This is a genomic window from Pseudoduganella flava (assembly GCF_007830495.1).
Lineage (GTDB): Bacteria > Pseudomonadota > Gammaproteobacteria > Burkholderiales > Burkholderiaceae_D > Rugamonas > Rugamonas flava.
Genome location: NZ_VLKW01000009.1, coordinates 114,188 through 135,269 on the forward strand (window position 1 = coordinate 114,188; position 21,082 = coordinate 135,269).

Genomic DNA, 21,082 nt, shown 5'->3' on the forward strand with positions numbered 1-21,082 from the left:
CAGCCTGACTGTAGCCCTGTTCAAATTTCCCCGCAACCGCTTAGTTGTCGAGATACAACGGAAGTTGATGGCTGCTTCGGGAAAAATAGTTTGCGGCGCGATTAGGAATCCAAAAAACAAAAAAGCCCACGAACCGAAGTTCGTGGGCTTCTCTGCGTATCATGTGGTAGGCCGTGCGGGGCTCGAACCTGCGACCAACGGATTAAAAGTCCGCTGCTCTACCAACTGAGCTAACGACCCACAAAAACAAAAAATTCCTGCAAGTGGTAGGCCGTGCGGGGCTCGAACCTGCGACCAACGGATTAAAAGTCCGCTGCTCTACCAACTGAGCTAACGACCCTCCGAAAGAAGAAGCGGGATTATAGGACGACCCAACCGTTCTGTCAAATGCTCCGGAGCATCGAGTCGTCTCCGCTACAGCCGAGCTCGTGTCCTTCTGGGGTCAGACCCCGACAGGACACGGGCTCTGCCTTGATCTCGTCCGTACGTGCCCTTGCTCGAGCGGGTAACTCTCCGGCAGGGCGCCGCTACCAATCAGCTCGTGTGCCCTGGGGTCTGACCCCAGAAGGACACGAACACAACCGTGAGGTTTACTTCCCGCCCAGCCGCTCCTTCGCCGTCTTCGCGGCGGCCGAGTTCGGGTAGGTCTTCATCAGCTCGTTCAACGTCTTCTTCGCGTTGTTGACGGCTTTCAGCTCGGCCTGGCAGCTGGCGATGTTCAGCATCGCGTCCGGGGCCTTCGGGCTGTCCGGGTAGGTCTTGATCAGCTGCTGCTGCGCCAGGATCGCGTTCTTGCAGTCGCGCTGGGCGTAGTAGGCGTTGCCGAGCCAGTACTGGGCGTTCGCGGCGTAGGCCGAGCCGGGGTAGCGGCGTACGAAGTTCTGCAGGGCCGTGGCGGCGGCGTCGTAGTTGCCGTCTTTGAACTGCTGCATCGCGGCGTCGTACGCGTTCTGTTCGGACTGGTCGACGGATGCCGTCTGGCCGTCGATTTCCACCTGGCGGGGTTCCAGCGCGCGCAGGCGCTTGTCCAGGTCGGCGTAGAAGTCCTTCTGGCGCTTGCTGGCCACTTCGATTTCGTTCTGCAGTACCTCGACCTGGCCGCGCAGGCGGGCGATTTCCTGCATCGTCTGTTCGTGCTGGTTGATCAGGTCCAGCGTGGAGGTCTTGTCGGCCTTCGTGTCGAGACGGGAATTGAGTTCCTTCGTCAGCGCTTCGACCTTGTTGCGCAGGTCAAGGATCGCGCGGCGCGCTTCGTCGTCGTCGAAGACGCCGGCCGATGCGTGCAGCGTGAAGGTGGCAGCGGCCAGTGCAAGAACCGTCTTGGTGAATTTGATCATGTTCGGAACGCTTTCAATGAAAAACGGGGCAGGGCGCAAGTATAGCGCGCGCTGCCCCGTCTGGACGTGCGTCAAGTATCTTGATTACTTGTACACGATGTCGGCACGGCGGTTCTGTGCCCATGCTTCTTCGTTGTGGCCTTCGGCCTTCGGTTTTTCCTTGCCCAGCGAAACGGCTTCGATCTGGCCTTCCGACACGCCCAGTGCGACCATCGCCTTCTTGACGGCTTCGGCACGCTTCTGGCCCAGTGCCAGGTTGTATTCCGCGCCGCCGCGTTCGTCGGTGTTGCCCTGAACGAGGATGTTGCGGTTGGTGTTCTTGGTCAGGTAGCCCGAGTGGTTCTGCACGACCGGCTTGCCGTCTTCACGCACAACGTAGCTGTCGAAGTCGAAGTACACGCTGCGATTGGCCAGTACGCCTTGCGGATCGTCCAGCGGGTCGATCGACTTGGTTTCCACCGGTGCGACGGTACGGGTGTCGGCTTGCGGCGGTGCTTCAGCCGGCTTGCTTTCGACGACGGGTGCCGGTTCGGACAGTTTTACCGGGGACGAGCAAGCCGACAGCAGTGCTGCGCTGGTGATGAGGAAGGCGATACTTTTTACGTTACGCATTTTATTTCTCCTGGTCGTTGTGAAAGGTCTTTTACTGCTTTTTTACTTCATGAAAGGACCCCAGGTGGGTTCCTTGATCGCGCCCGCCTGAATCGTCAGACGTTGCTTGACTCGGCCGTCCACCGACACCACTGCGAGGGCCTTGCGCCCGCCCGATTCGGTCGAGTACAGGATGTACTTGCCGTTCGGAGCGAAGCTTGGGGCCTGGTCGTTCGTGTTGTCAGACAGACGTTGCTCCTGGCCGCTTGCCAGATCCAATACGTAGAGCTGGAAGTTGCCGTTGCGCCGGGATATGTAGGCCAGCGATTTCCCGTCGGAGGAAATGCGCGGGCTGATGTTGTAGCTGCCGTTGAACGTGACGCGCTGGGCATCGCCGCCGTTCACGCTCATGCGGTAGATCTGCGGGCCGCCGCTGCGGTCGCTCGTGAAGTAGATCGACTGGCCGTCGGCCGAGAACTGCGGCTCGGTATCGATGCCGCTGCTGTTCGACAGCCGGCGCAGGCCGCCGCCGCTGCTGCTGCCGATGTAGATCTGCGTATTGCCCGTCTTCGACAGCGCCACGGCGATCCTGCTGCCGTCCGGCGACCAGGCCGGCGCCGAGTTGCTGCCGCGCTCATTGGCGATCACGGTGCGCTGGCGCGTGACGAGGTTCTGCACGTAGATCACGGGCTTCTTCTGCTCGAACGACACGTAGGCCACCTTGGTGCCGTCAGGCGACCAGGCCGGCGAGATGATCGGCTCGTTCGACGACAGCGCCAGCTGCACGTTCTCGCCGTCCGCGTCCGCCACTTCCAGGCGGTACGAGCGGCCCTGCTGCGTCACGTAGGCGATCCGCGTGGCGAAGATGCCGCGCACGCCGGTCAGCTTCTCGTACACGTCGTCGGCGATCTTGTGCGACGCCAGGCGCGTGAACTGCGCCGTGGTCTGCTGGTCGAGCTGCGACAGTTTCGAATTCTGGATCGTCGACATCAGCTTGTAGCGGATGTCGTAGGCGCCGTTCGGCTGCTTCTGCACCATGCCGACGACGACCGCATCGGCGCCGCGCGATTTGTACGATGCCGCGTCGACGCTGTTGATGTCGCTGACGGTGCCCGCATCGATCACCTTGAAGGCGCCACTGCGCTCCAGGTCGGTCTTGATGACGGACGAGATCTGCGTCGGCGATTGTCCCTCGTCGACGAAGGCGGCGACGGCAACGGGAATCTGGTTGCTGCCCACGCCGGAGATCTCGACGCGCAGTTGCGCCTGCGCGGACAGGCTGGCGACGAGGCCAGCGGTGAGGAAGAGGGAGTTGAGTTTTTTCATAGTTCGCGTCAAGGCAAGTCTTTCAAATTAAACGCGGCGTTGATGTCCCGTTCCACCGTGCCGTCCTTCTTCTTTGGCAGAGGCGACGACTTGGCGATGGCGTTTTCCACCGCGGCGTCGTAGGCGGGAATCCCGCTGCTCTTGATCTTTCGGACCGAAATGATTTCCCCAGTCGGCAATTGCGTGATCTTGAACTCCGCGCGCGGGTTGCCCGAAACGTCCTGGCTGCCCGCATAACTGATGTTGCTCTTGATCTTGGCCGTGATCGCCGCGACGTAGCCGCTGTCGAGCCGCGGCGCGGTCGATTTCTCGGCCGTGCCGCTGCCGGCGCCGGCCGCGCCGGTGATGCGCTGCATCGTGTCGGCGCGCAGCGCCTTCGCCAGGCGATCGGCTTCCTTCTTCTCGGCGGCCTTTTTCTCGGCCAGCTTCTTCTTCGCTTCGTCTTCTTTTTTCTTCTGCTGCTCGGCCTTTTCCTCGGCCACGCGCTTCTCTTCTTCTTCGCGTTTCTTCTTCTCGTCCGCCTTCTTCTCGGCGAGCTTGCGCTCCTCTTCGAGCTTTTCCTTGCGCTTCGCTTCCTTCTCGGCGGCGATGCGTTTCTCTTCTTCCTTCTTCGCCTTCTCGCGCTTCAGCGCGATGTCCGGGTCGACCTTCGGCGGCTCCACCTTCTCAGGCGGGGGCGCCGGAGTCGGCGTGGGCGGCGGCGGGGCCGGCCGCGGTTCCGGCTCGGGTTCCTCGGCGGGCGGCGGCGGGGGAGCCGCCTGCTGCGTCGTCAGGTCCCATACTTCCGCTTCCACGGCGGTCGGCTGGGTGTTCTGCCAGTTGATGCCGCCCCACAGGAACACGAACAGCAGCGCGTGCGTGGCCACGGCGAGCGCGAACGCGCGCCAGCCGTTGTCCTGCCGGGGGACCCGGTAGGGCCCGCCCGCGGTCGGTCCACCGCTCATTTGATTCGTTGCCATCTACTACTTCGTCGCCAGTCCAACGCGGTTGATGCCCATCTTCTTCGCTTCCGAGATCAGCTGGATCACGTCGTCGTACTTGCTTTCCTTGTCGCCCGCGATCAGCACGGGATAGTCGGGATTATCCTCGTGCAGCGCGCGCAGCTTGCGCACGAGTGCATCGCGGTTCGGCGCCGTCTCCGGCGCATCGGCATTCTTGCCCGCGATGCCGATCGACAGCGCACCGTTGGGCTTGATCGTGACCTGGATGTACGCGTCCGGCGGGCGCACCGCCTTTTCCGCGTGCGGCAGGTCGATCGAGCTGGGGTTGTTCGAGCTCGGCATCACCATGAAGATGATCAGCAGGCAGAGCATCACGTCGATGTACGGCACGACGTTGATCTCGGACTTCAGCTTGCGGCCGCGGCCGCCACGCATGCTGCTGTTGAAAGAGGAAGCCATGATCTACTCTCAGCGGGATTGACGCTGCAGGATGTTGGAGAATTCCTCGACGAAGCTTTCGAAGCGGATCGCCAGGCGGTCGATGTCGTGCGAAAAACGGTTGTACGCCACCACTGCCGGGATCGCTGCGAACAGGCCGATCGCGGTGGCGATCAGCGCTTCGGCGATGCCGGGTGCCACGGCCGACAGCGTTGCTTGCTGCACGTTGGCCAGGCCGCGGAACGCGTTCATGATGCCCCATACGGTACCGAGCAGGCCGATATACGGCGACACCGAGCCGACCGAGGCCAGGAAGGCCAGGTGCGATTCCAGCACGTCCATCTCGCGCTGGAACGCGGCGCGCATCGCGCGGCGGGCGCCATCCAGGATCGCGCCCATGTCCAATGCTTCGCGGCTCGCCGTGGCAGCCTGCTTGCCCTTGATGAACTCGCCCATGCCCGCCTCGAAGATGCGCGACAGCGCGCCGTTGTTGGCGCGGTTGCTGCCGGCGGCCTGGTACAGCTGGTGCAGGTTGCCGCCGGCCCAGAACGTCTTCTCGAAGTCGATCGTCAGGCGGCGCGCGGCGCGCACGTCGAACCACTTCTTGAAGATGTAGGTCCAGCTGACGAGCGAAACGCCAAGCAGCAGTGCCATGATCAGCTGAACGATCAGGTGCGCGTTGGCGATGAGGGCGATGAAGGAAAGATCTTGGGTACCGTTCATTGTTTCTTCGATGGTGGGTGAATATCGCTCTGCTAATTTGCAACGTAAGCGCGCATGCGCTCCGCCACGGCGTCCGGTAGGGCGCGCGGACGCAGCGCGGAATCGACGCAGCCGACCTTCACCAACGCCGTGTTGAGCAGGGTCGAGCCGCACCATGCCTGCTGCCGGAAGACGACGGAGGCACGGCCAAGCTTTTCGATAACTAGCGTTAAGTTTAGAGCATCGTCCAGTTTGGCCGGCGCATGATAGTCCGCGCTCACGTTCTTGACGACGAACATTGCGTCTTGCTCGTGCAACAATTCCTGCTGACCAACGCCGATCGCGCGCAGCCATTCGGTGCGCGCGCGTTCAAAAAACTTCAGGTAATTCGCGTAATACACGATGCCGCCCGCGTCCGTATCCTCGTAGTAGACACGGACTTCCCAGGTGAACTCTGAAGGCATGGTTGAATTGCTACAAGTGTTGTTGGGCAACATTCTACGCCATTTAACACAAAACGTTGCCGAAAGTTTGAAGCTGACGCTTGAATAAGCTGGGCAGTTAAGCAAATCCGCTGATCTGGACCAACACTTGTAACAATCCCTTACTATTTGTGCATCCGGGAAACAATCAATTCCGCTTGATGGCGAACGGCGAGAAGCCCTGGCAAGTCGGCATCAGTTCGATGGAATTCACGTTCACGTGCGGTGGCAGGGTGGCGATCCAGTACGCGGTGCCGGCGATATCCTCGGCCGTCAGCGGCGTGGTGCCTTCATACACCTTGGCCGCGGCCGCGTCGTCGCCCTTGAGCCGGACGTTGGAAAATTCGGTGCCGCCGCACAGGCCCGGCGCGATGTTGGTGGCCCGCACACCGGTGCCGACGAGGTCCGCGCGCAGGTTCAGCGTGAACTGTTCGACGAAGGCCTTGGTGGCGCCGTACACGTTGCCGCCCGGGTAAGGGTAGTGGCCGGCGACGGACCCCAGGTTGATGACGAGGCCGCTGCCCCGTTCGACCATCCGCGGCAGCACGGCGCGCGTCATCGTCACGAGGCCGCTGCAGTTCGTCGCGATCATCGTTTCCCAGTCTTCCAGCGCGGCCTCGTGGGCCGGCTTGATGCCCAGCGCCAGGCCGGCGTTGTTGATCAGCACGTCGATATCGCGCCATGGCGCCGGCAGCGCGTCGAGTGCAGCGTGGATGGCGGCCTTGCTCGTCACGTCCAGCGGCACCGGACGCACGTTCGGACCCAGTTCGCCGGCGAGCGCTTCCAGGCGGTCCTCGCGGCGGCCGGCGATCAGCACGCGGTGGCCGTTGGTGGCGAAAATGCGCGCCATCGCGGCGCCGAAGCCGGCGGTGGCGCCGGTGATGAAGACGATCATGACGAAAATCCCATGCAAAGCGATGTGTGAACCGGCTGATTGTAGCCGAAATGTCAGTTTTGCTCGCGCTACCAGCGCCGGCGGGAGGCGTTCGGGCTTGCCAGTCCTGCCATTTCCTTGCTCAGATGGAGCACATCACATACAATCGCCACTCCATTTATGTCTCACGTAACTGGCGAAAAGCGTGCTTGGATTCACGGCGTGCGAAAGGTGGGGCTCCACCGGGGAACGTGAGGCGTCTCAACAGCCGTTCGCCTGGGCAGCCACGATGGAATCGCGCGGATGAGTGCGCGCCCGGGCTGCTTTGCGCTGACATAGCTTGCCTCGGCATTCCTCATTCGATCCTATCTGCCAGTCCTAATCGGAGTTAATTCATGTTCGCAAAAGATCACACCCTCGCCGCCATCGACCCGGAACTGTTCGGCGCCATCCAGAACGAAAACAAGCGCCAGCACGACCACATCGAGCTGATCGCGTCCGAGAACTACACGTCGCCCGCCGTGATGGAAGCGCAGGGTTCGCAGCTGACGAATAAATACGCCGAAGGCTACCCGGGCAAGCGCTACTACGGCGGTTGCGAATACGTGGACGTGGTGGAGCAGCTGGCGATCGACCGCGTCAAGCAGCTGTTCGGCGCGGAAGCCGCCAACGTGCAGCCGAACTCCGGCTCGCAGGCGAACCAGGGCGTGTTCTTCGCCGTGCTCAAACCGGGCGACACGATCATGGGCATGTCGCTGGCCGAAGGCGGCCACCTGACGCACGGCATGGGCCTGAACATGTCCGGCAAGTGGTTCAACGTCGTGTCGTACGGCCTGACCGCGGAAGAGGACATCGACTACGACGCGATGGAAAAGCTGGCCCACGAGCACAAGCCGAAGCTGATCATCGCCGGCGCGTCCGCGTTCTCCAAGCGTATCGACTTCGAGCGCTTCGCCAAGGTGGCGAAGGCCGTCGGCGCCTACTTCATGGTCGACATGGCCCACTACGCCGGCCTGATCGCCGCGGGCCTGTACCCGAACCCGGTGCCGCACGCCGACTTCGTCACGTCGACGACGCACAAGTCGCTGCGCGGCCCGCGCGGCGGCATCATCCTGATGAAGGCCGAGCACGAGAAGATCATCAATTCGGCGATCTTCCCGGGCATCCAGGGTGGTCCGCTGATGCACGTGATCGCCGGCAAGGCCGTCGCGTTCAAGGAAGCGCTGTCGCCGGAGTTCAAGGCTTACCAGGCGCAAGTGATCAAGAACGCCGACGTGCTGGCCAAGACGCTGATCAAGCGCGGCCTGCGCATCGTGTCCGGCGGCACCGAGTCGCACGTGTTCCTGGTGGACCTGCGTGCGAAGAACCTGACCGGCAAGGAAGCCGAGGCGATCCTGGGTTCGGCCCACATCACCTGCAACAAGAACGGCATTCCGAACGACCCGCAGAAGCCGTTCGTGACGTCCGGCATCCGCCTGGGCAGCCCGGCGATGACGACGCGCGGCTTCAAGGAAGCCGAGGCGGAAGAAGTGGGCAACCTGATCGCCGACGTGCTGGACAACCCGCATGACGCCGCCACGATCGAGCGCGTGAAGGCCGCCGTGAAGGTGTTGGCGGACAAGTTCCCCGTTTACGCCTGATCCCCGCGTTGTTACCATCGGGGCGCCGGTTCGCGAGGGCCGGCGCCTTTTTCATCCTCACCTGATCCGTCTCATGAAATGTCCGTTCTGCCAGCATGATGAAACCCACGTCCTCGATACGCGCGTATCGGAGGAGGGGGATGCCATCAAGCGCCGCCGGCGCTGCGGCAAGTGCGACAAGCGCTTCACCACGTACGAACGGATTGAACTTTCGATGCCGTTCGTGGTCAAAAAAAATGGCAGCCGAACCGAGTACGCGCAAGCGAAGCTGCGCGGCAGCCTGATGCTTGCGTTGCGCAAGCGCCCAGTGGCGGCCGCGGCATTGGACAACGCCGTGCAGTCGATCGAGGAAAAGCTGCTCACGAGCGGCAAGCGCGAGGTCGATTCGAATTACATCGGCGAACTCGTGATGCAGGAATTGAAGCGGCTCGACAAGGTCGCCTACATCCGCTTTGCCTCCGTCTACAAGAACTTCGAAGACCTGGCTGAATTCCAGGATGCCATCGAGGAGGCGGGGCACGAGCGCAAGCGGCAGGAGTAGGTCGCTTCGGGCCGGCTGCGCAGGCCTGGCCTGCCTAGGCATCGGCTGCCTGGGCGTCGGCTGCTAGGCATCGGCTGCTAGGCATCGGCTGCCTTGGCCGCACCGCGCACGGCGCGCCCACTCAGCCCCTTTTTCAGCCCCGTTTTTCAGCCCCTTTTCCGCCGGCTGCGGCAGGCGCCCGCGCGCCCAGCGTTCTTCTCCTTGCGCAACCCCCATCCGCAAGTTCCCTCCAGAAATTTTCGATCAGTCCAGCTCGTCCTTGATACGCCTCAACCGCTGAGCCCCGCTGACGGCTAACTTGAACTCCGAAACAAGGGAGGAGGCCGCCGATGTGTCGCATGCAAGGGTTCACGTTGCTGGAAGTGCTGATCGCCGTGCTGGTGCTGGCGGTGGGCCTGATCGGCGGTACGGCGATGCAGCTGCATGCGATGCGCGCGCGGCACGAATCGGCACTGCTGTCGACCGCTACGCGGCTCGCCGCCGGAATGGCGGAGCGTATCCGCGCCAATTCTGCCCAGCTGCCCGTCTACCTTGCCGCGCAATACGATGCGCACGCCGAACCCGTGCCCAGCCGGCCCGGCGCGCTGTGCCTCGATGCAGCGTGCGACGCAGGCCAGCTCGCGCAACTGGACATCTACGAACTGAAACGCCAGGTGCGTACCGCGCTGCCCGCCGGCCGGGCGCGCATCTGCCGCGACGCGCAAACGTGGGCGGATGGCCGCTTGCGCTGGGAGTGCAGCGGCGAGCCTGCGGCGCCGGTCGTCATCAAGGTCGGCTGGCGCGGCAAGCGGCCGGACGGCACGCCGGACGGCGATGTCGACGACCCGTCGCCCGGCGCCGTGATCGCCGTCGCGGGAGTGGCGCCATGATGGCCGCTTGCCATCGGTGCCAGCGCGGCATCGGCCTCGTCGAGATGATGGTGGCGCTCGTGCTGGGCCTGCTCGTGACGCTGGTCGCGTCGGCGATGCTGCTTGTCGCGAACCACGACTTCGTCAACCACGGCGCGAACGCACGGCTGAACGATGGCGGCCGCTACGCGTTGGAAGCGATCGCGCAGGCGTTGCGGCAGGCCGCATGGGCCGACCTGGAAGGCACGCTGCCGGCGGCGGATGGGGACGCGGGCGTCCAGGGCCTGGATGCGCGTACGTTGCCGCGCATGGCTGCCGGCACCACCGGGGCGCAGCCGCTGCCCGGCGGCAGCGACGTGCTGGCCGTGCATTTCACGGGGGCGGGAACCGTGGCCGGCTACGGCTCCGTGATCGATTGCGCGGGCTTCGCCGTCGGCACCGCAGAACCCGGCTGGAGCATCTTCTACGTGGGCACGGCGGACGATGGCGAGACGGAGCTGCGCTGCAAGTACCGCTCCCAGTCCGGCAACTGGAATGCGGATGCGATCGTGCGTGGCGTGGACAGTTTCCAGGTCCTGTACGGCCTCGATACCAGCGATCCGCCGGACGGCATTCCCGATCGCTACCTGAACGCCACCGCTATCGCGGCGCTCGATGGTGCCCTCGTGCCCAGCGGCGCAACGGCGGCCGAACGGGCGCAGGACCTGCGCCGGCGCACGCACTGGAAGCGCGTCGCGGCGGTGCGCGTCGCGCTGCTGCTGCATGGCGAGGCGGGCTCGCGCACCGGCACGCTGCCGGAGCGCTACGACCTGTTCGGCGGCACCGGTCCGCCGGACGATGCCGGCACCGTGATCGACGAAGCCTTGCTCGCACAGCCATTGCGGCTGCGCGCACGGCGGCTGTTCGAGCAGACGGTGTTGCTGCGGAACCGGGATGGCTGACATGGAAGCAAGGGCGATGTGCGCAGGCGCGCCGTGCTGGAGGCCCCGGCGGCAGCGGGGCGTGACGTTGATCGTCAGCCTGTTGATGCTGGTGGCCGTGCTGCTGCTGGGCGCCGCGTCGGCGGGCATGGCGCTGATGGGCGAAAAGGCGGCGCGCGCCGAGCGCGATCGGCAGGTGGCATTGCAAGCTGCGGAGGATGCGTTGATGGATGCGGAACACGATATCGATGGCGCCGTCGCCGAACGGGCCACGGCACTGGAAGCGCCAGGCGGGTTTGCGCCGGGATGCGGCACCGGGCCCGCGCTCGGCCTGTGCGCGCAGCAGGCGGCCGGCGACCTGCCACCGTGGCAGACGGTCGACCTGGCGGCGGGCGACGCGGCCGTGCCGCTGGGCCGCTTCACCGGCGCGACGATGGAAACCGGCGAAGGCGTGCTGCCTTTGCGGCGGCCGCGGTACGTGATCGAACGGCTGCCGTACCACCGGCCCGGCGAAGAGGTGGGCGCCGCGCCGCGCTTCTTCTACCGCGTCACGGCGATTGGTTTCGGCAGCCGCGACGAGACGCAGGTCGTGCTGCAGGCGGCCTATCGCCGCCCGGACGAGTGAGGTGCGGATGGGCAGCACGAGCAATCAACCCGTTCCCGGCCGAGCAAGGCCGTGGCGCCCCGGCATGGGCGCGCCGTGGCGGCGGCAGCGCTGCGCTGCGGTGCAGGCTGCGGCATCGGCATCGGCATCGGCAGCGACGCCGGCTGCGAAACCGGCTGCGGCAACGTCTGCACCACGATCAGCGGGGCAATCCGCGAGGCAGTCCGCGACCCGGTCCGCGGCGCTTTCCGCAGTACGAACGTTGGCGCTTCCACTGGCGCTGGCCTGCATCGTGCCGGCACACGCCGCACCGCCCGCGGTGACGCTCGATGACGGCGTCCCGGCACTGGCCTGCGGCACCCGGCCGCAGCTGCTGCACGGCCCCGCGCTCGCGGTGTCCGCGCAACAGCTGGCGCCCGTGCCGGCGGGCGAGTGGGGCCAGGCCGGGCCGGATGCCGCCGTGTTCCGCACGACGTTCGACCTGGCCACCGCCAGCGGCACGTTGACCCGCGCGGCCGTGGTGCGCGACGCCGACGGTGCCGTCCGGCTGCTGGACCCGTCGTGGGACGCGGCCGCACTGCTCGCCGCGACCGACCCGGCCCAGCGGCACATCTACACTTCCGGCCCCGCCGGCACGGTGCCGTTCACGTGGAGCGCATTGCCGGACAGCTTGCGGGCGTTGCTCGACACCCGGCCGCCGCCCGGCAGCGGGCGCGACGGCCTGGGCGAGGCGCGCGTGGCCTGGCTGCGCGGCGACCGCACGCTGGAAGGCACCACGTTCCGGCGCCGCGCGAGCGTGCTGGGCGATGCGGTGCATGGCACACCCGTGTACGTCGGCGCGGCGGCTGGCCGTTACGCCGACAGCGCCTACGCCGCCTTCGCGCGCCGTGCCCGCAGCCGCGTGCAGGCCGTGTACCTGGGCGCGAACGATGGCATGCTGCATGCGTTCGACGCGGCAGCGGGGCGCGAGCTGTTCGCCTACGTGCCGGCGCTGCTGGCCGGCGCGTTGGGCGAGCTGACGGCGCCGGCCTATGTACACCGCGCCTACGTCGACGGGCCGCTGGCGGCGGGGGAGGCGGTGATCGGCGGGCAATGGCGCAGCGTACTCGTCGGCAGCACGGGCGGCGGCGCTCAGGGCGTGTTCGCGCTGGACGTGACGGACCCTGCCGACTTCACCGCCGGCCTCGGGGCACTGTGGGAATTCACGGACCGCGACGATGCCGCGCTCGGCAACGTGATGCAGGCGGCGCAGGTCGCCCGGCTGCCGGCGCGCAGCGCGGACGGGCGCCCCGCCTACCGCTACTTTGCCGTCGTCGGGAATGGCCTCGACAGCGGTGTGGCCGATGGCGCGGCCGATGACGTGGCAGGTGCGGGCCATGGCGCGCTGTTCCTGCTCGCGCTGGACAAGCCGCCGGCGCAGCCGTGGCGCCGCGATACGAACTACTACCGCATCGATACCCCGCCGGGCGACGCGGCGCTACCGGATGGCCTGGGTGCCGCGGCCATCGTCACCGACGACAACGACGTGCTGCGGCACGCCTATGCCGGCGACATGCAGGGCAATCTGTGGCGCTTCGATTTCACCGTGAGCGCGCCGTGGCGGCAGCGCACCGGCTGGCAGCCGCTGTTCGTCGCGCGCGACGCGGCCGGCAACCGGCAACCGATCGCGCAGCAGCCGAAACTCGTCTACGCGGAAGGCGGCGGTTACCTGGTCCTGTTCGGCACGGGCAGCCTGTACGGCCGGGGCGAGCGCGATCCGGCCGGTTTCCGGCCCCAGTCGTTCTACGCCATCTACGACGATCCGGCGGCACCCGCGCGCCCGGCGCCATTGCGGCGTGCCGACCTCGTCGAGCGCCGCGCGGATGGCACCGACGACGCCACGAGCTTCGTGGTGGCAGGAAGGAGGGCGACGATCGGCAGCGGCGACCGCCCGCAGGGCTGGTACCTCGACTTCAGCAGCGGGGCCGCTTCGGGCGAACGCAGCATCGCCAGCGCCGTGCTGGTCGGCGGCAAACTGCTGTTCTCGACCGTCGTGCCGGGCCGTGCGCCGTGTGCGGACAGCGCGAGCCGGCAGTACGTGCTCGATGCGCTGGCCGGCCTGCCCACGGGCGGCGACGGGCTGCCGCTGACACAGGGCGGCACCGGCGTGTTGCTACCGGATTTCGTCGACGGCCAGGCGCTGCTCTTGCCGGGGCCGCGCAACCGGAGCGTGCGCCAGCCGGACGGCCGCGTGACCGTCCACGACACGACGGCGGTGGTGCGCTTCGGTGCCGTCGCCGGCGCGGCGCTGCCGGCAGGGGCCAGCGCTGCCACGTGGCCCGCCGGGCGGCTGTCGTGGCGCGAAGTGGCCAACTGGCGCCAGCTGCACCGCTTTGCCGTGCAAGGGAGGGCGCGATGAGCGGCCGCCCCGGCGCAAGGCGCGACAAGGGATTCACGCTGATCGAAGCGATGATGGCCGTTGCCATTGCGGGCGTGCTGGCGGCCGTCGCGTATCCCGCGTTCCAGATGCACGTGATCCGCACCAAGCGTACCGAGGCCCAGGCGGCGCTGCAGGCGCTGATGCAGCAGCAGGAGCGCTACTTCACGCAGCACAACCGTTATATCGCGTTCGACGCGGATGCGGCCGATCCGGATGCGCGCCTGTTTCGCTGGTACTCCGGCACCAGCGCGCCCGCCAGCGCCTACGAGATCCGCGCCGCGGCCTGCGACGGCGCCGACATCGCCGACTGCGTCCAGCTCATCGCCATGCCCGGCACGGCCCGGGTGGACGTTCGCTTCAGGGACCCCGCATGCGACACCTTGATACTGACCAGCACTGGCCAGCGCCTGGCCGCCGGCCCGGCCGCGCGCTGCTGGCGCTGAATGCGTTCACGCTCGTCGAGCTGCTGGTCGTGATGACCATCGGGGCGATCCTGCTGGCCGCCGCGGTGCCGGATTTCCGCGCCACGCTCGAGCGCTTCACGGTGCGCGCCGCGGCGGCGGATCTGCTGGCGGCCCTGCACCTGGCCCGCTCGCAAGCGATCGAACTGGGCGAAACGATCGTCGTCGCGCCCGCCGATGCGGCCGGCGCCAGCTGGCAGGATGGCTGGACGGTATTCGCCGACGCCGATGGCGACGGCCGCCCCGGGCCGGGCGAGCGCGTGCTGTTCCGGCATGGGCCGCTGGCCGACGGCCTGCGCGTCCGGCCGCGGCTGACGCTCGCTGCGCCGCCGTGGTATGTCGCCTATAATAGTGCGGGCCGCAGCTGCCGGGCCGGCAACAACCTGGCCGCCAACTGGGGCACGCTGACGCTGCAACTCGGCAGTACGCAGCGCAACATCACGATCAATATGCTGGGCCGCGCGCGCCTGTGCGATCCGGCCCGGGACTCCGCCTGCGAGGCGGTCGGCGAATAGGATATGGAAATCAGGAACGACCTGGACGGCATGCGTCTGGCATTGCAGTGGGCCGAAAAAGGGCTGTACACGACGTCGCCCAACCCGCACATCGGCTGCGTGATCGTCAGGGACGGCATCGTCATCGGCGCCGGCGTCACGCAGCCGGCCGGTCAGGATCATGCCGAAATCCAGGCTTTGAAGGATGCCGAGCGGCGCGGCATCGACGTGCGTGGCGCAACGGCCTACGTGACGCTGGAGCCGTGCAGCCATTACGGCCGCACGCCGCCGTGCTGTGACGCGCTGGTGCGCGCCGGCCTGGGCCGCGTGGTCGCGGCGATGGAAGACCCGAACCCCCTCGTCGCCGGCAAGGGCCTGGCGCGGCTGGCGCAAGCGGGCATCGAAGTGTCGTCGGGCCTGCTGGCCGCCGAGGCGTATGAACTGAACATCGGCTTCTTCTCCCGCATGACCCGGCAATTGCCGTGGGTGCGGCTGAAAACGGCCGCGAGCCTGGACGGCATGACGGCGCTGCACAATGGCCGGAGCCAGTGGATCACGGGCGAACAGGCGCGTGCCGACGGCCATGCGTGGCGGGCCCGCGCCTGCGCGATCCTGACCGGCATCGGCACCGTGAAGGCCGACGATCCGCAGCTGAACGTGCGCGCCGTCGAGACGCCGCGCCAGCCGCGCCGGATCGTCGTCGACAGCCGGCTCGACATCGACCCCAACGCGCGCGTGCTGCAGGGCGGCGGCACGTGGATCGTCGCGGCAGTGCGCGACCACGACAAGGAAGCGCGGCTGCGCGACACGGGCGCCGAGATCCTCACGCTGCCCAATGCCCAAGGCAAGGTCGACTTGCCGGAGCTGATGCGCGAACTGGGGCGGCGCCAGGTCAACGAGCTGCACGTCGAGGCGGGCACGAAGCTGAACGGCTCGCTGGTGCGCGAGCGCTGCGTCGACGAATTGCTGGTGTACCTGGCCCCGATGCTGCTCGGCGACGCGCAAGGCATGTTCGCCTTGCCGGCGCTGACGGAGCTGGCCGGCCGCCATGCATTGAAATTCCACCAGGTCGGCATGCTGGGGGACGACCTGCGCATCCTGGCCCGCTTCCATCATTAACCCATACGAAACGAGAACCACACCCATGTTTACCGGAATCGTCGCCGCTGTCGGCAAAATCCAATCCGTGACCCCGCTGCCGGGTGGCCATGACGCAGGCGTGCGCCTCGTCGTGACCTCGGGCGGCCTGCCGATGGCCGATGTGGCGCTGGGCGATTCGATCGCCCTGAACGGCGCGTGCATGACGGTCGTCGAGAAAACGGCGGACAGCTTCGCCGTCGATGTCTCGCGCGAAAGCCTCAACTGCACGGCCGGGCTGGACGCCATCGGCGAAGTGAACCTGGAAAAGGCGCTGACCTTGAACGAACGGCTTGGCGGCCACCTCGTGTCCGGCCACGTCGACGGCCTGGGTACCGTGCGCAAGTTCGAGCCGGTGGGCGAGTCGTACGAGCTGGTCGTCGAGGCACCGCAGGCGCTGGGCAAGTACCTGGCGTTCAAGGGCTCGATCGTCGTCAACGGCGTGTCGCTGACCGTCAACCGCGTCGAGGATACGCTTGACGGCTGCCGCTTCTCGATCAACCTGATCCCGCACACGATCCAGGTCACCACCTTGAAGCACCTGAAGGTGGGCGGCAAGGTCAACCTGGAAGTGGACCTGATCGCCCGCTACGTCGAGCGCATGCTGTCGGCCGGCCAGGCCCCGCAGCAGCGCGGCTGAATGGGCCGATGAAGATGCGCGGCAAGGCATTGCTGCTGGCGGGCCTGCTGCTGTGCGGGGCCGCGCACGGCAACGTGCTGCCGCTCGTCTTCGAACCCGCCGGCCCGCAGAAGATGCCGGGCCGCGAAGTGTGCAGGGACAATCCGGCGCTCGCGTCGGGCAACGACACGGCGGCGATGACCGCGCTGCTGGCCGGCCCGGAATACGCTTCCGTGCGGCCGCTGTTTTCCGCCGCGCAGCCGCAGGTGATGTGGTGGATCCGCAAGGCCGCATCGATGGACCTGCAGGCGCTGCTGACGGCCTTCCACGAAGCGAACCACATGCTGGACTTCGCGCTGTCGGCCTGCCACGGCAACCGCGCCGTGTTCCACTTCCGCGGCCAGGTGCACGTGACCGACTACGTGCGCGGGCAGGCGCCCGGGTTTGCGCTCGCGGCGCGCGAGATCCCGGCCGAATTCAAGGCCCAGCCGAACGGCCGCTACGCCGTCTATTTCGGCAACCCGAACGTGTACCGGGGCGACTTCTTCCCGCTGATCGACGAACTGAACGCGCACGTCGCCGGCGCCGAGTTCGAAGTGGCGATCGCCGATACGCCTGTCTATCGCGAGATGGCCAGCCGCGCCAACTCCATCGACGGTAACATCAGCGGCATGGCCGACTTCATGCTCTACACGGTGGCGTACCTGAAAGCGCTGCGCACCAGCGACCCGGATGCGTGGCAGCGGCTGGTCGCGCGCAAGCAGATGATGGCGCACGTGCAGCGTCTGTGGACGGCCGCCGAGGCGGTGCTGGCGAAAGCCGCGCCGCTGGCGCCCGAGCATGGCGGCTTGTACCGCTACCCCAGCGCAGCATTGAACGCGGCGTACGCGCCCGCCATGCTGGCCGAACTGGAAGCGGCCGGCATCCACCACGGCGGCCGCGCGCCGCAGCCGAAACCCCGCCAATAGAGACGAGCCGCTCAGTCTGCTCTCTCCGCCGAACCCGTCATTGTTCAGCACGTGTCACTGGTGCCTGGCAGCCGGACCACTGGTCCGGCAGACACGGACTCGGCAATTCAGCGCGCCTTCCGTGGCGCGATGAAGTCCTGCACCACGGCTTCCTTCAGCAACGCCGGCGGCAGGATGCCCTGGGCGATGACGAAGTCGTTGAACGCCTTCAGGTCGAACTTGTCGCCCAGCTCGATCTCGGCCAGCGTCTTCAGCGCGCGCAGCTTCACGTAGCCGTAGTAGTACGACGTCGCCTGGCCCGGCGCGCGGTACGAATAACGGTCCACTTCCGACTGCGCGAACGGCTCGGAGAGCACCACCTCCTTCATCAGGAATGCCTTGGCCTGTTCCGGCGTCATCCGGCCCAGGTTGATCATCGGGTCGAGCATCGCGCGGGCCATCCGCAGCAGGCGCGCCTGCAGCGACACGAGCTGGCTTTCCGGCGGCATGTACGGCAGCATCGTCGCTTCCGAATACAGGCCCCAGCCTTCCACGTTGGTGCTGTTGAATGCGAAGTTGGCGCGGGCGATCGACATGCCCTGTTCGACCATCGACGCGAACTGCAGCTCGTGCCCCGGGCGCGCCTCGTGCGCCGTCAGCGTCCAGGCCATCGCCTCGAAGTCGAAGTCGTCCATCTTCGCCTTTGACTTGGCGTTCGGGTTCGCCAGCGGGATCACGAACTCGCCGTACTCGCCCGTGTTGCCGATCAGGCGCGGAGGGCTCATGAACGGCGCCGGCGAACGGGCCGCCTCGGCGTTCGTCGCGGTGCGGATGCTCGCGTCGCGGTCCGGCAGCGTGACGATGCCCTGCTTGCGGATGATGCCCTCGATCTCCTTCACGCGCTGGCGGTAGTACGGCAGCAGCTGGTCGGCCGGGATCGCCGTCTTCTTCAGTTCGCGGATCACGGCGCGGTAGTCGGAAGAGGGCAGCTTGCGCTGCGCCGCGATCGCGTTCGCCACGACCTGCATCTGGTCGCGCACTTCCTGGAAGTCGAAGCTGGCGCGCTCGATCATCTGCTCGGGCGCGATGTCGACGCCCACGTTGACGAGGCGGTTCGCATACAGCGCGGCCGGCAGGCGCACTTCCTTGCGGGCGCGCGGCAGGATGCTGGCGCGGGTCCAGTCGTCGTAGGCCTTCACCTGTGCCTTCAGCGCATCCAGGTCCGCTTCCCAGCCCGTCAGCTTCGCATTGCGCAGCAGCTCGGCGATGCCGTCCATGTAGGTGGCATTGTTGTTCAGCGCTTCCTCGACCTCGCCGACGTACGGGCCGATCAGGCCTTTCTGCTTCAGGCGCTCCTCGGCGCGGGCGCGGGCCAGCGTGGCGAGCGGCGTGTAGCCGGGCTCCAGGCCCGCATAGCGCTTCAGTCGCACCAGCGCCGCCTTCTGGCGCTCCGGCTTGTTGCGCGGGTCGAGCAGCGCCTGCAGGCCGCCGTACACCAGTTCCCCCACATTGACATAGCCCAGCAGGTACTGGCGTTCCAGCTTCATCGCCGCGATCTTCTTTTCGCGCGAGTCGATCAGGATGTCCAGGTCCTGCCGCACTTTCGCATCCGGTTCCGCGGCGCGTTGCTTGCGCAGCGCGGCCAGGCGCTGCTCCGTGTCGGCCAGTTCGCGTTCATAGTCGCGCGGCTTGAAGTCGGCCACCGCGGTGTCGAATTCCTCGTTGCCCAATGACGACGCATCCTCCGGCTGGTACTTGCCGGTGTCCTTCAACACGGGCTGGGTGTAGGCGTCGCTCTTGGCGACCCAGGCCGGCGCCGCGGCGGCGCAGCCGGCGGCGGCGAACAAGGCAAGGTGCAGGGCGGTGAGTGTGGCGATGCGGCCGGCGCGTGACATGAAGCTCCCTTTCTGATCGATGCCCGCCAAGGGGCGAAGCGCCGATTGTAATCCTTGTTGCCAGCTTGTCCGTACTGTCCGTTGCTCTTACACTGCTAGGATTTGAGCCATCGTCCGCCCGTCTTGCCATGAACGTCTCCGACCTGCGTGAAACCCTGCTGTTCCTGCTGCTCGCGGGGCTTGCCGTGCCGTTGCTGCAACGGGCGCGCATCAACCAGATGCTGGGCTTCCTGATGATCGGCCTGTGCTTCGGGCCGAACGGCCTGGGCACCTGGGCGGACACGGTGCCGTGGCTGGCCGACGTCACGTTCCGCGACGTGGAGCACATCAAGACGTTCGGCGAACTGGGCATCCTGTTCCTGATGTTCATGATCGGGCTGGAGCTGTCGCCGGCGCGCATCTGGGCGCTGCGGCGCAGCGTGTTCGGCACCGGCGTGCTGCAGGTAACGCTGACGGCCGTGTCGATCGGCGCCATCGCGCTCTGGTTCGGCAATCCGCGCGCGGGCGCGCTGACGATCGGCATCACCCTGGCGATGTCGTCGACGGCCGTCGTCATGCAGCTGTTGACGCGTGCCCAGGCCCTCGCCAGCCCGCTGGGGCAGGCCTGCTTCGGCATCCTGATGCTGCAGGACCTTGCGGTGGTGCCCGTGCTGATCCTCGTCCAGGGCCTGGCCGGCAACGACAGCGGCGCGCTGTGGCTGACGCTCCTCGTCGCCGTCGCCAAGGCGGCCGTGACGATCGCGCTCGTGTACTTCGTCGGCCGGCGCCTGGCGCGCCCGCTGTTCACCGCATTTGCCGTGCAGCGCCAGCCCGAAGTGTTCGTGGCGCTGATCCTGTTGCTGACGCTGGGCGTGTCGGCCGCGACGGCCGCCGCCGGCCTGTCGATGGCGCTGGGCGCGCTGCTGGCCGGCCTGCTGCTGGCCGATACGGAATTCCAGTACGAAGTCGAGATGATCGTCGAACCGTTCCGCGGCCTGCTGATGGGGATGTTCTTCATGTCGGTCGGCATGGAGCTCGACGTGCGTACCATCGCCGCGAATCCCGTCTGGCTGCCGCTCTCGGTGGTTGGCCTGCTGGCCGTGAAGGGCGGCGTCATCGCGCTGCTGCTGCGCCGCCTCGGCTGGGGCCAGGCCGTGCATGCGGGCTTGCTGATGGGGCAGGGCGGCGAATTCGCCTTCATCATCCTCGGCTACGCCGTCGGCGCGCACCTGCTCAGCGAGGCCACCGGCCAGTTCATGCTCGTGCTGGTGACGGCCAGCATGCTCGTCACGCCCGGCGCCGCGGCGCTTGGCGCGCGCATCGCGCGGCGCTGGCCGAGCCATGGGCGGCGGCACACGGATGCCGAACCGGCGGGCCACGTCGAACGCGCGGGGCACATCATCATCGGCGGTTACGGCCGGGTGGGGCACCTGGTGGCCGAGGTGCTGACGCGCCAGGGCATCGAGTATGTCGCCGTCGATCGCGACCACCGTCTCGCCTCCGAGGAGCGGCGCCATTCGCCGCGCGTGTACTCGGGCGACGCATCGATGCCGGACATGATGGTGCGGCTGGGGATCGGCCGTTCGGCCGGCGTGGTGCTGACGATGGACGATCCGAAAGCGGCGCTGCACGCGGTGCGGGCGCTGCGCCGGCAGTATCCGGCGATCCCGATCTTCGCGCGGGCGCGCGACGAGAAGCATGGCCGGCTGCTGAAGGACGCCGGCGCGAACCAGGTGATTTCGGAAACAGTGGAATCGGGCTTGCAGCTGGCGCACTTCGCGCTCAGCGCGGCCGGCATGTCCGAAGGAGCGGCCGGCTTTCACATCCAGGTCGAGCGCGCGGAGCGGATCGCCCGCGTCGACGGCGCCGAAGCACCGTCGAAGTAAC

Annotated in this window: 21 protein-coding genes, 2 tRNA genes and 1 riboswitch; of the genes, 12 read left to right on the plus strand and 11 right to left on the minus strand. The window is 66.9% G+C overall.

Going from position 1 to position 21,082, the window contains the following annotated elements; genetic code table 11:
• Positions 1-164 precede the first annotated feature (164 nt).
• From IP92_RS21410 to IP92_RS21455, 10 genes are all read right to left on the minus strand, one after another.
• Positions 165-240, minus strand: a tRNA-Lys gene (locus IP92_RS21410).
• A 24-nt stretch (positions 241-264) separates the two neighbouring features.
• Positions 265-340 (minus strand) — tRNA-Lys (locus IP92_RS21415).
• Between the two features lie 250 nt (positions 341-590).
• Positions 591-1,337 carry a tol-pal system protein YbgF gene (gene ybgF / locus IP92_RS21420; protein ID WP_145878932.1) on the minus strand — a complete coding sequence of 249 codons (747 nt, stop codon included), beginning with the start codon at positions 1,335-1,337 and terminating at the stop codon, positions 591-593.
• Positions 1,338-1,421: 84 nt separating this feature from the next.
• Positions 1,422-1,949 carry a peptidoglycan-associated lipoprotein Pal gene (pal, locus tag IP92_RS21425; RefSeq protein ID WP_145878934.1) on the minus strand — a complete coding sequence of 176 codons (528 nt, stop codon included), beginning with the start codon at positions 1,947-1,949 and terminating at the stop codon, positions 1,422-1,424.
• A 42-nt stretch (positions 1,950-1,991) separates the two neighbouring features.
• Complete coding sequence (tolB, locus tag IP92_RS21430) at positions 1,992-3,254, minus strand: Tol-Pal system beta propeller repeat protein TolB (RefSeq protein ID WP_145878936.1); 1,263 nt, start codon at positions 3,252-3,254, stop codon at positions 1,992-1,994.
• 8 nt (positions 3,255-3,262) lie between these two features.
• A complete protein-coding gene (tolA, locus tag IP92_RS21435; protein ID WP_229418903.1) occupies positions 3,263-4,213 on the minus strand; it encodes a cell envelope integrity protein TolA in 951 nt (316 codons plus the stop codon).
• Between the two features lie 3 nt (positions 4,214-4,216).
• Positions 4,217-4,654 (minus strand): ExbD/TolR family protein, encoded by a 438-nt coding sequence (locus IP92_RS21440; RefSeq protein WP_145878939.1) that lies wholly within the window; start codon positions 4,652-4,654, stop codon positions 4,217-4,219.
• A 9-nt stretch (positions 4,655-4,663) separates the two neighbouring features.
• On the minus strand, positions 4,664-5,356 hold the full coding sequence (tolQ, locus tag IP92_RS21445) for a protein TolQ (protein WP_145878941.1): 693 nt from the start codon (positions 5,354-5,356) through the stop codon (positions 4,664-4,666).
• A gap of 32 nt (positions 5,357-5,388) precedes the next feature.
• The gene (gene ybgC / locus IP92_RS21450) at positions 5,389-5,799 is read right to left on the minus strand and encodes a tol-pal system-associated acyl-CoA thioesterase (protein ID WP_145878944.1); all 411 of its coding nucleotides are present in this window, start codon (positions 5,797-5,799) and stop codon (positions 5,389-5,391) included.
• Positions 5,800-5,965: 166 nt separating this feature from the next.
• Positions 5,966-6,712: an SDR family oxidoreductase gene (locus tag IP92_RS21455; RefSeq protein WP_145878946.1), complete on the minus strand. Its 747-nt coding sequence runs from the start codon at positions 6,710-6,712 to the stop codon at positions 5,966-5,968.
• A gap of 158 nt (positions 6,713-6,870) precedes the next feature.
• A riboswitch (ZMP/ZTP riboswitch) is annotated at positions 6,871-6,980 on the plus strand.
• 106 nt (positions 6,981-7,086) lie between these two features.
• Here IP92_RS21455 and glyA point away from each other — a divergent pair.
• The 11 genes from glyA to IP92_RS21510 all read left to right on the plus strand — a co-directional run bounded on the left by glyA (position 7,087) and on the right by IP92_RS21510 (position 17,342).
• Positions 7,087-8,331, plus strand: coding sequence for a serine hydroxymethyltransferase (gene glyA, locus IP92_RS21460; protein WP_145878948.1), 1,245 nt, complete (start codon positions 7,087-7,089; stop codon positions 8,329-8,331).
• A gap of 73 nt (positions 8,332-8,404) precedes the next feature.
• Entirely contained in the window at positions 8,405-8,872 is a 468-nt protein-coding gene (gene nrdR / locus IP92_RS21465) for a transcriptional regulator NrdR (RefSeq protein ID WP_145878950.1), read from the plus strand.
• Between the two features lie 329 nt (positions 8,873-9,201).
• Positions 9,202-9,741 (plus strand): type IV pilus modification protein PilV, encoded by a 540-nt coding sequence (gene pilV / locus IP92_RS21470; RefSeq protein WP_199271826.1) that lies wholly within the window; start codon positions 9,202-9,204, stop codon positions 9,739-9,741.
• Complete coding sequence (locus IP92_RS21475) at positions 9,738-10,661, plus strand: PilW family protein (protein WP_229418904.1); 924 nt, start codon at positions 9,738-9,740, stop codon at positions 10,659-10,661. Before pilV ends, IP92_RS21475 begins: the two co-directional genes overlap by 4 nt.
• Before the next feature lie 61 nt (positions 10,662-10,722).
• The gene (locus tag IP92_RS21480) at positions 10,723-11,265 is read left to right on the plus strand and encodes a pilus assembly PilX family protein (protein ID WP_229418905.1); all 543 of its coding nucleotides are present in this window, start codon (positions 10,723-10,725) and stop codon (positions 11,263-11,265) included.
• A 241-nt stretch (positions 11,266-11,506) separates the two neighbouring features.
• Entirely contained in the window at positions 11,507-13,642 is a 2,136-nt protein-coding gene (locus IP92_RS21485; RefSeq protein ID WP_145878952.1) for a pilus assembly protein, read from the plus strand.
• Entirely contained in the window at positions 13,639-14,106 is a 468-nt protein-coding gene (locus IP92_RS21490; protein WP_145878955.1) for a type IV pilin protein, read from the plus strand. The genes IP92_RS21485 and IP92_RS21490 overlap by 4 nt, the downstream gene beginning before the upstream one ends.
• Positions 14,034-14,639 carry a GspH/FimT family pseudopilin gene (locus IP92_RS21495; protein WP_145878957.1) on the plus strand — a complete coding sequence of 202 codons (606 nt, stop codon included), beginning with the start codon at positions 14,034-14,036 and terminating at the stop codon, positions 14,637-14,639. The genes IP92_RS21490 and IP92_RS21495 overlap by 73 nt, the downstream gene beginning before the upstream one ends.
• A 3-nt stretch (positions 14,640-14,642) precedes the next feature.
• Positions 14,643-15,737: a bifunctional diaminohydroxyphosphoribosylaminopyrimidine deaminase/5-amino-6-(5-phosphoribosylamino)uracil reductase RibD gene (ribD, locus tag IP92_RS21500; protein ID WP_145878959.1), complete on the plus strand. Its 1,095-nt coding sequence runs from the start codon at positions 14,643-14,645 to the stop codon at positions 15,735-15,737.
• A 25-nt stretch (positions 15,738-15,762) separates the two neighbouring features.
• Positions 15,763-16,395 (plus strand): riboflavin synthase, encoded by a 633-nt coding sequence (locus IP92_RS21505; RefSeq protein ID WP_145878961.1) that lies wholly within the window; start codon positions 15,763-15,765, stop codon positions 16,393-16,395.
• An 8-nt stretch (positions 16,396-16,403) separates the two neighbouring features.
• Positions 16,404-17,342 carry a hypothetical protein gene (locus IP92_RS21510; protein ID WP_145878963.1) on the plus strand — a complete coding sequence of 313 codons (939 nt, stop codon included), beginning with the start codon at positions 16,404-16,406 and terminating at the stop codon, positions 17,340-17,342.
• 107 nt (positions 17,343-17,449) lie between these two features.
• Here IP92_RS21510 and IP92_RS21515 read toward each other — a convergent pair whose 3' ends face one another.
• Positions 17,450-19,216 (minus strand): DUF885 domain-containing protein, encoded by a 1,767-nt coding sequence (locus IP92_RS21515; protein ID WP_145878965.1) that lies wholly within the window; start codon positions 19,214-19,216, stop codon positions 17,450-17,452.
• 128 nt (positions 19,217-19,344) lie between these two features.
• Between IP92_RS21515 and IP92_RS21520 the strand changes: the two genes are divergently transcribed.
• Positions 19,345-21,081 carry a cation:proton antiporter domain-containing protein gene (locus tag IP92_RS21520; RefSeq protein WP_145878967.1) on the plus strand — a complete coding sequence of 579 codons (1,737 nt, stop codon included), beginning with the start codon at positions 19,345-19,347 and terminating at the stop codon, positions 21,079-21,081.
• Position 21,082 lies beyond the last annotated feature (1 nt).

Coding starts and splice junctions, on each gene's coding strand:
- ybgF (WP_145878932.1), bottom strand. CDS start 1,337: ATGATCAAATTCACCAAGACGGTTCTTGCACTGGCCGCTGCCACCTTC.
- pal (WP_145878934.1), bottom strand. CDS start 1,949: ATGCGTAACGTAAAAAGTATCGCCTTCCTCATCACCAGCGCAGCACTG.
- tolB (WP_145878936.1), bottom strand. CDS start 3,254: ATGAAAAAACTCAACTCCCTCTTCCTCACCGCTGGCCTCGTCGCCAGC.
- tolA (WP_229418903.1), bottom strand. CDS start 4,213: ATGGCAACGAATCAAATGAGCGGTGGACCGACCGCGGGCGGGCCCTAC.
- IP92_RS21440 (WP_145878939.1), bottom strand. CDS start 4,654: ATGGCTTCCTCTTTCAACAGCAGCATGCGTGGCGGCCGCGGCCGCAAG.
- tolQ (WP_145878941.1), bottom strand. CDS start 5,356: ATGAACGGTACCCAAGATCTTTCCTTCATCGCCCTCATCGCCAACGCG.
- ybgC (WP_145878944.1), bottom strand. CDS start 5,799: ATGCCTTCAGAGTTCACCTGGGAAGTCCGTGTCTACTACGAGGATACG.
- IP92_RS21455 (WP_145878946.1), bottom strand. CDS start 6,712: ATGATCGTCTTCATCACCGGCGCCACCGCCGGCTTCGGCGCCGCGATG.
- glyA (WP_145878948.1), top strand. CDS start 7,087: ATGTTCGCAAAAGATCACACCCTCGCCGCCATCGACCCGGAACTGTTC.
- nrdR (WP_145878950.1), top strand. CDS start 8,405: ATGAAATGTCCGTTCTGCCAGCATGATGAAACCCACGTCCTCGATACG.
- pilV (WP_199271826.1), top strand. CDS start 9,202: ATGTGTCGCATGCAAGGGTTCACGTTGCTGGAAGTGCTGATCGCCGTG.
- IP92_RS21475 (WP_229418904.1), top strand. CDS start 9,738: ATGATGGCCGCTTGCCATCGGTGCCAGCGCGGCATCGGCCTCGTCGAG.
- IP92_RS21490 (WP_145878955.1), top strand. CDS start 13,639: ATGAGCGGCCGCCCCGGCGCAAGGCGCGACAAGGGATTCACGCTGATC.
- IP92_RS21495 (WP_145878957.1), top strand. CDS start 14,034: ATGCGACACCTTGATACTGACCAGCACTGGCCAGCGCCTGGCCGCCGG.
- ribD (WP_145878959.1), top strand. CDS start 14,643: ATGGAAATCAGGAACGACCTGGACGGCATGCGTCTGGCATTGCAGTGG.
- IP92_RS21505 (WP_145878961.1), top strand. CDS start 15,763: ATGTTTACCGGAATCGTCGCCGCTGTCGGCAAAATCCAATCCGTGACC.
- IP92_RS21510 (WP_145878963.1), top strand. CDS start 16,404: ATGAAGATGCGCGGCAAGGCATTGCTGCTGGCGGGCCTGCTGCTGTGC.
- IP92_RS21515 (WP_145878965.1), bottom strand. CDS start 19,216: ATGTCACGCGCCGGCCGCATCGCCACACTCACCGCCCTGCACCTTGCC.
- IP92_RS21520 (WP_145878967.1), top strand. CDS start 19,345: ATGAACGTCTCCGACCTGCGTGAAACCCTGCTGTTCCTGCTGCTCGCG.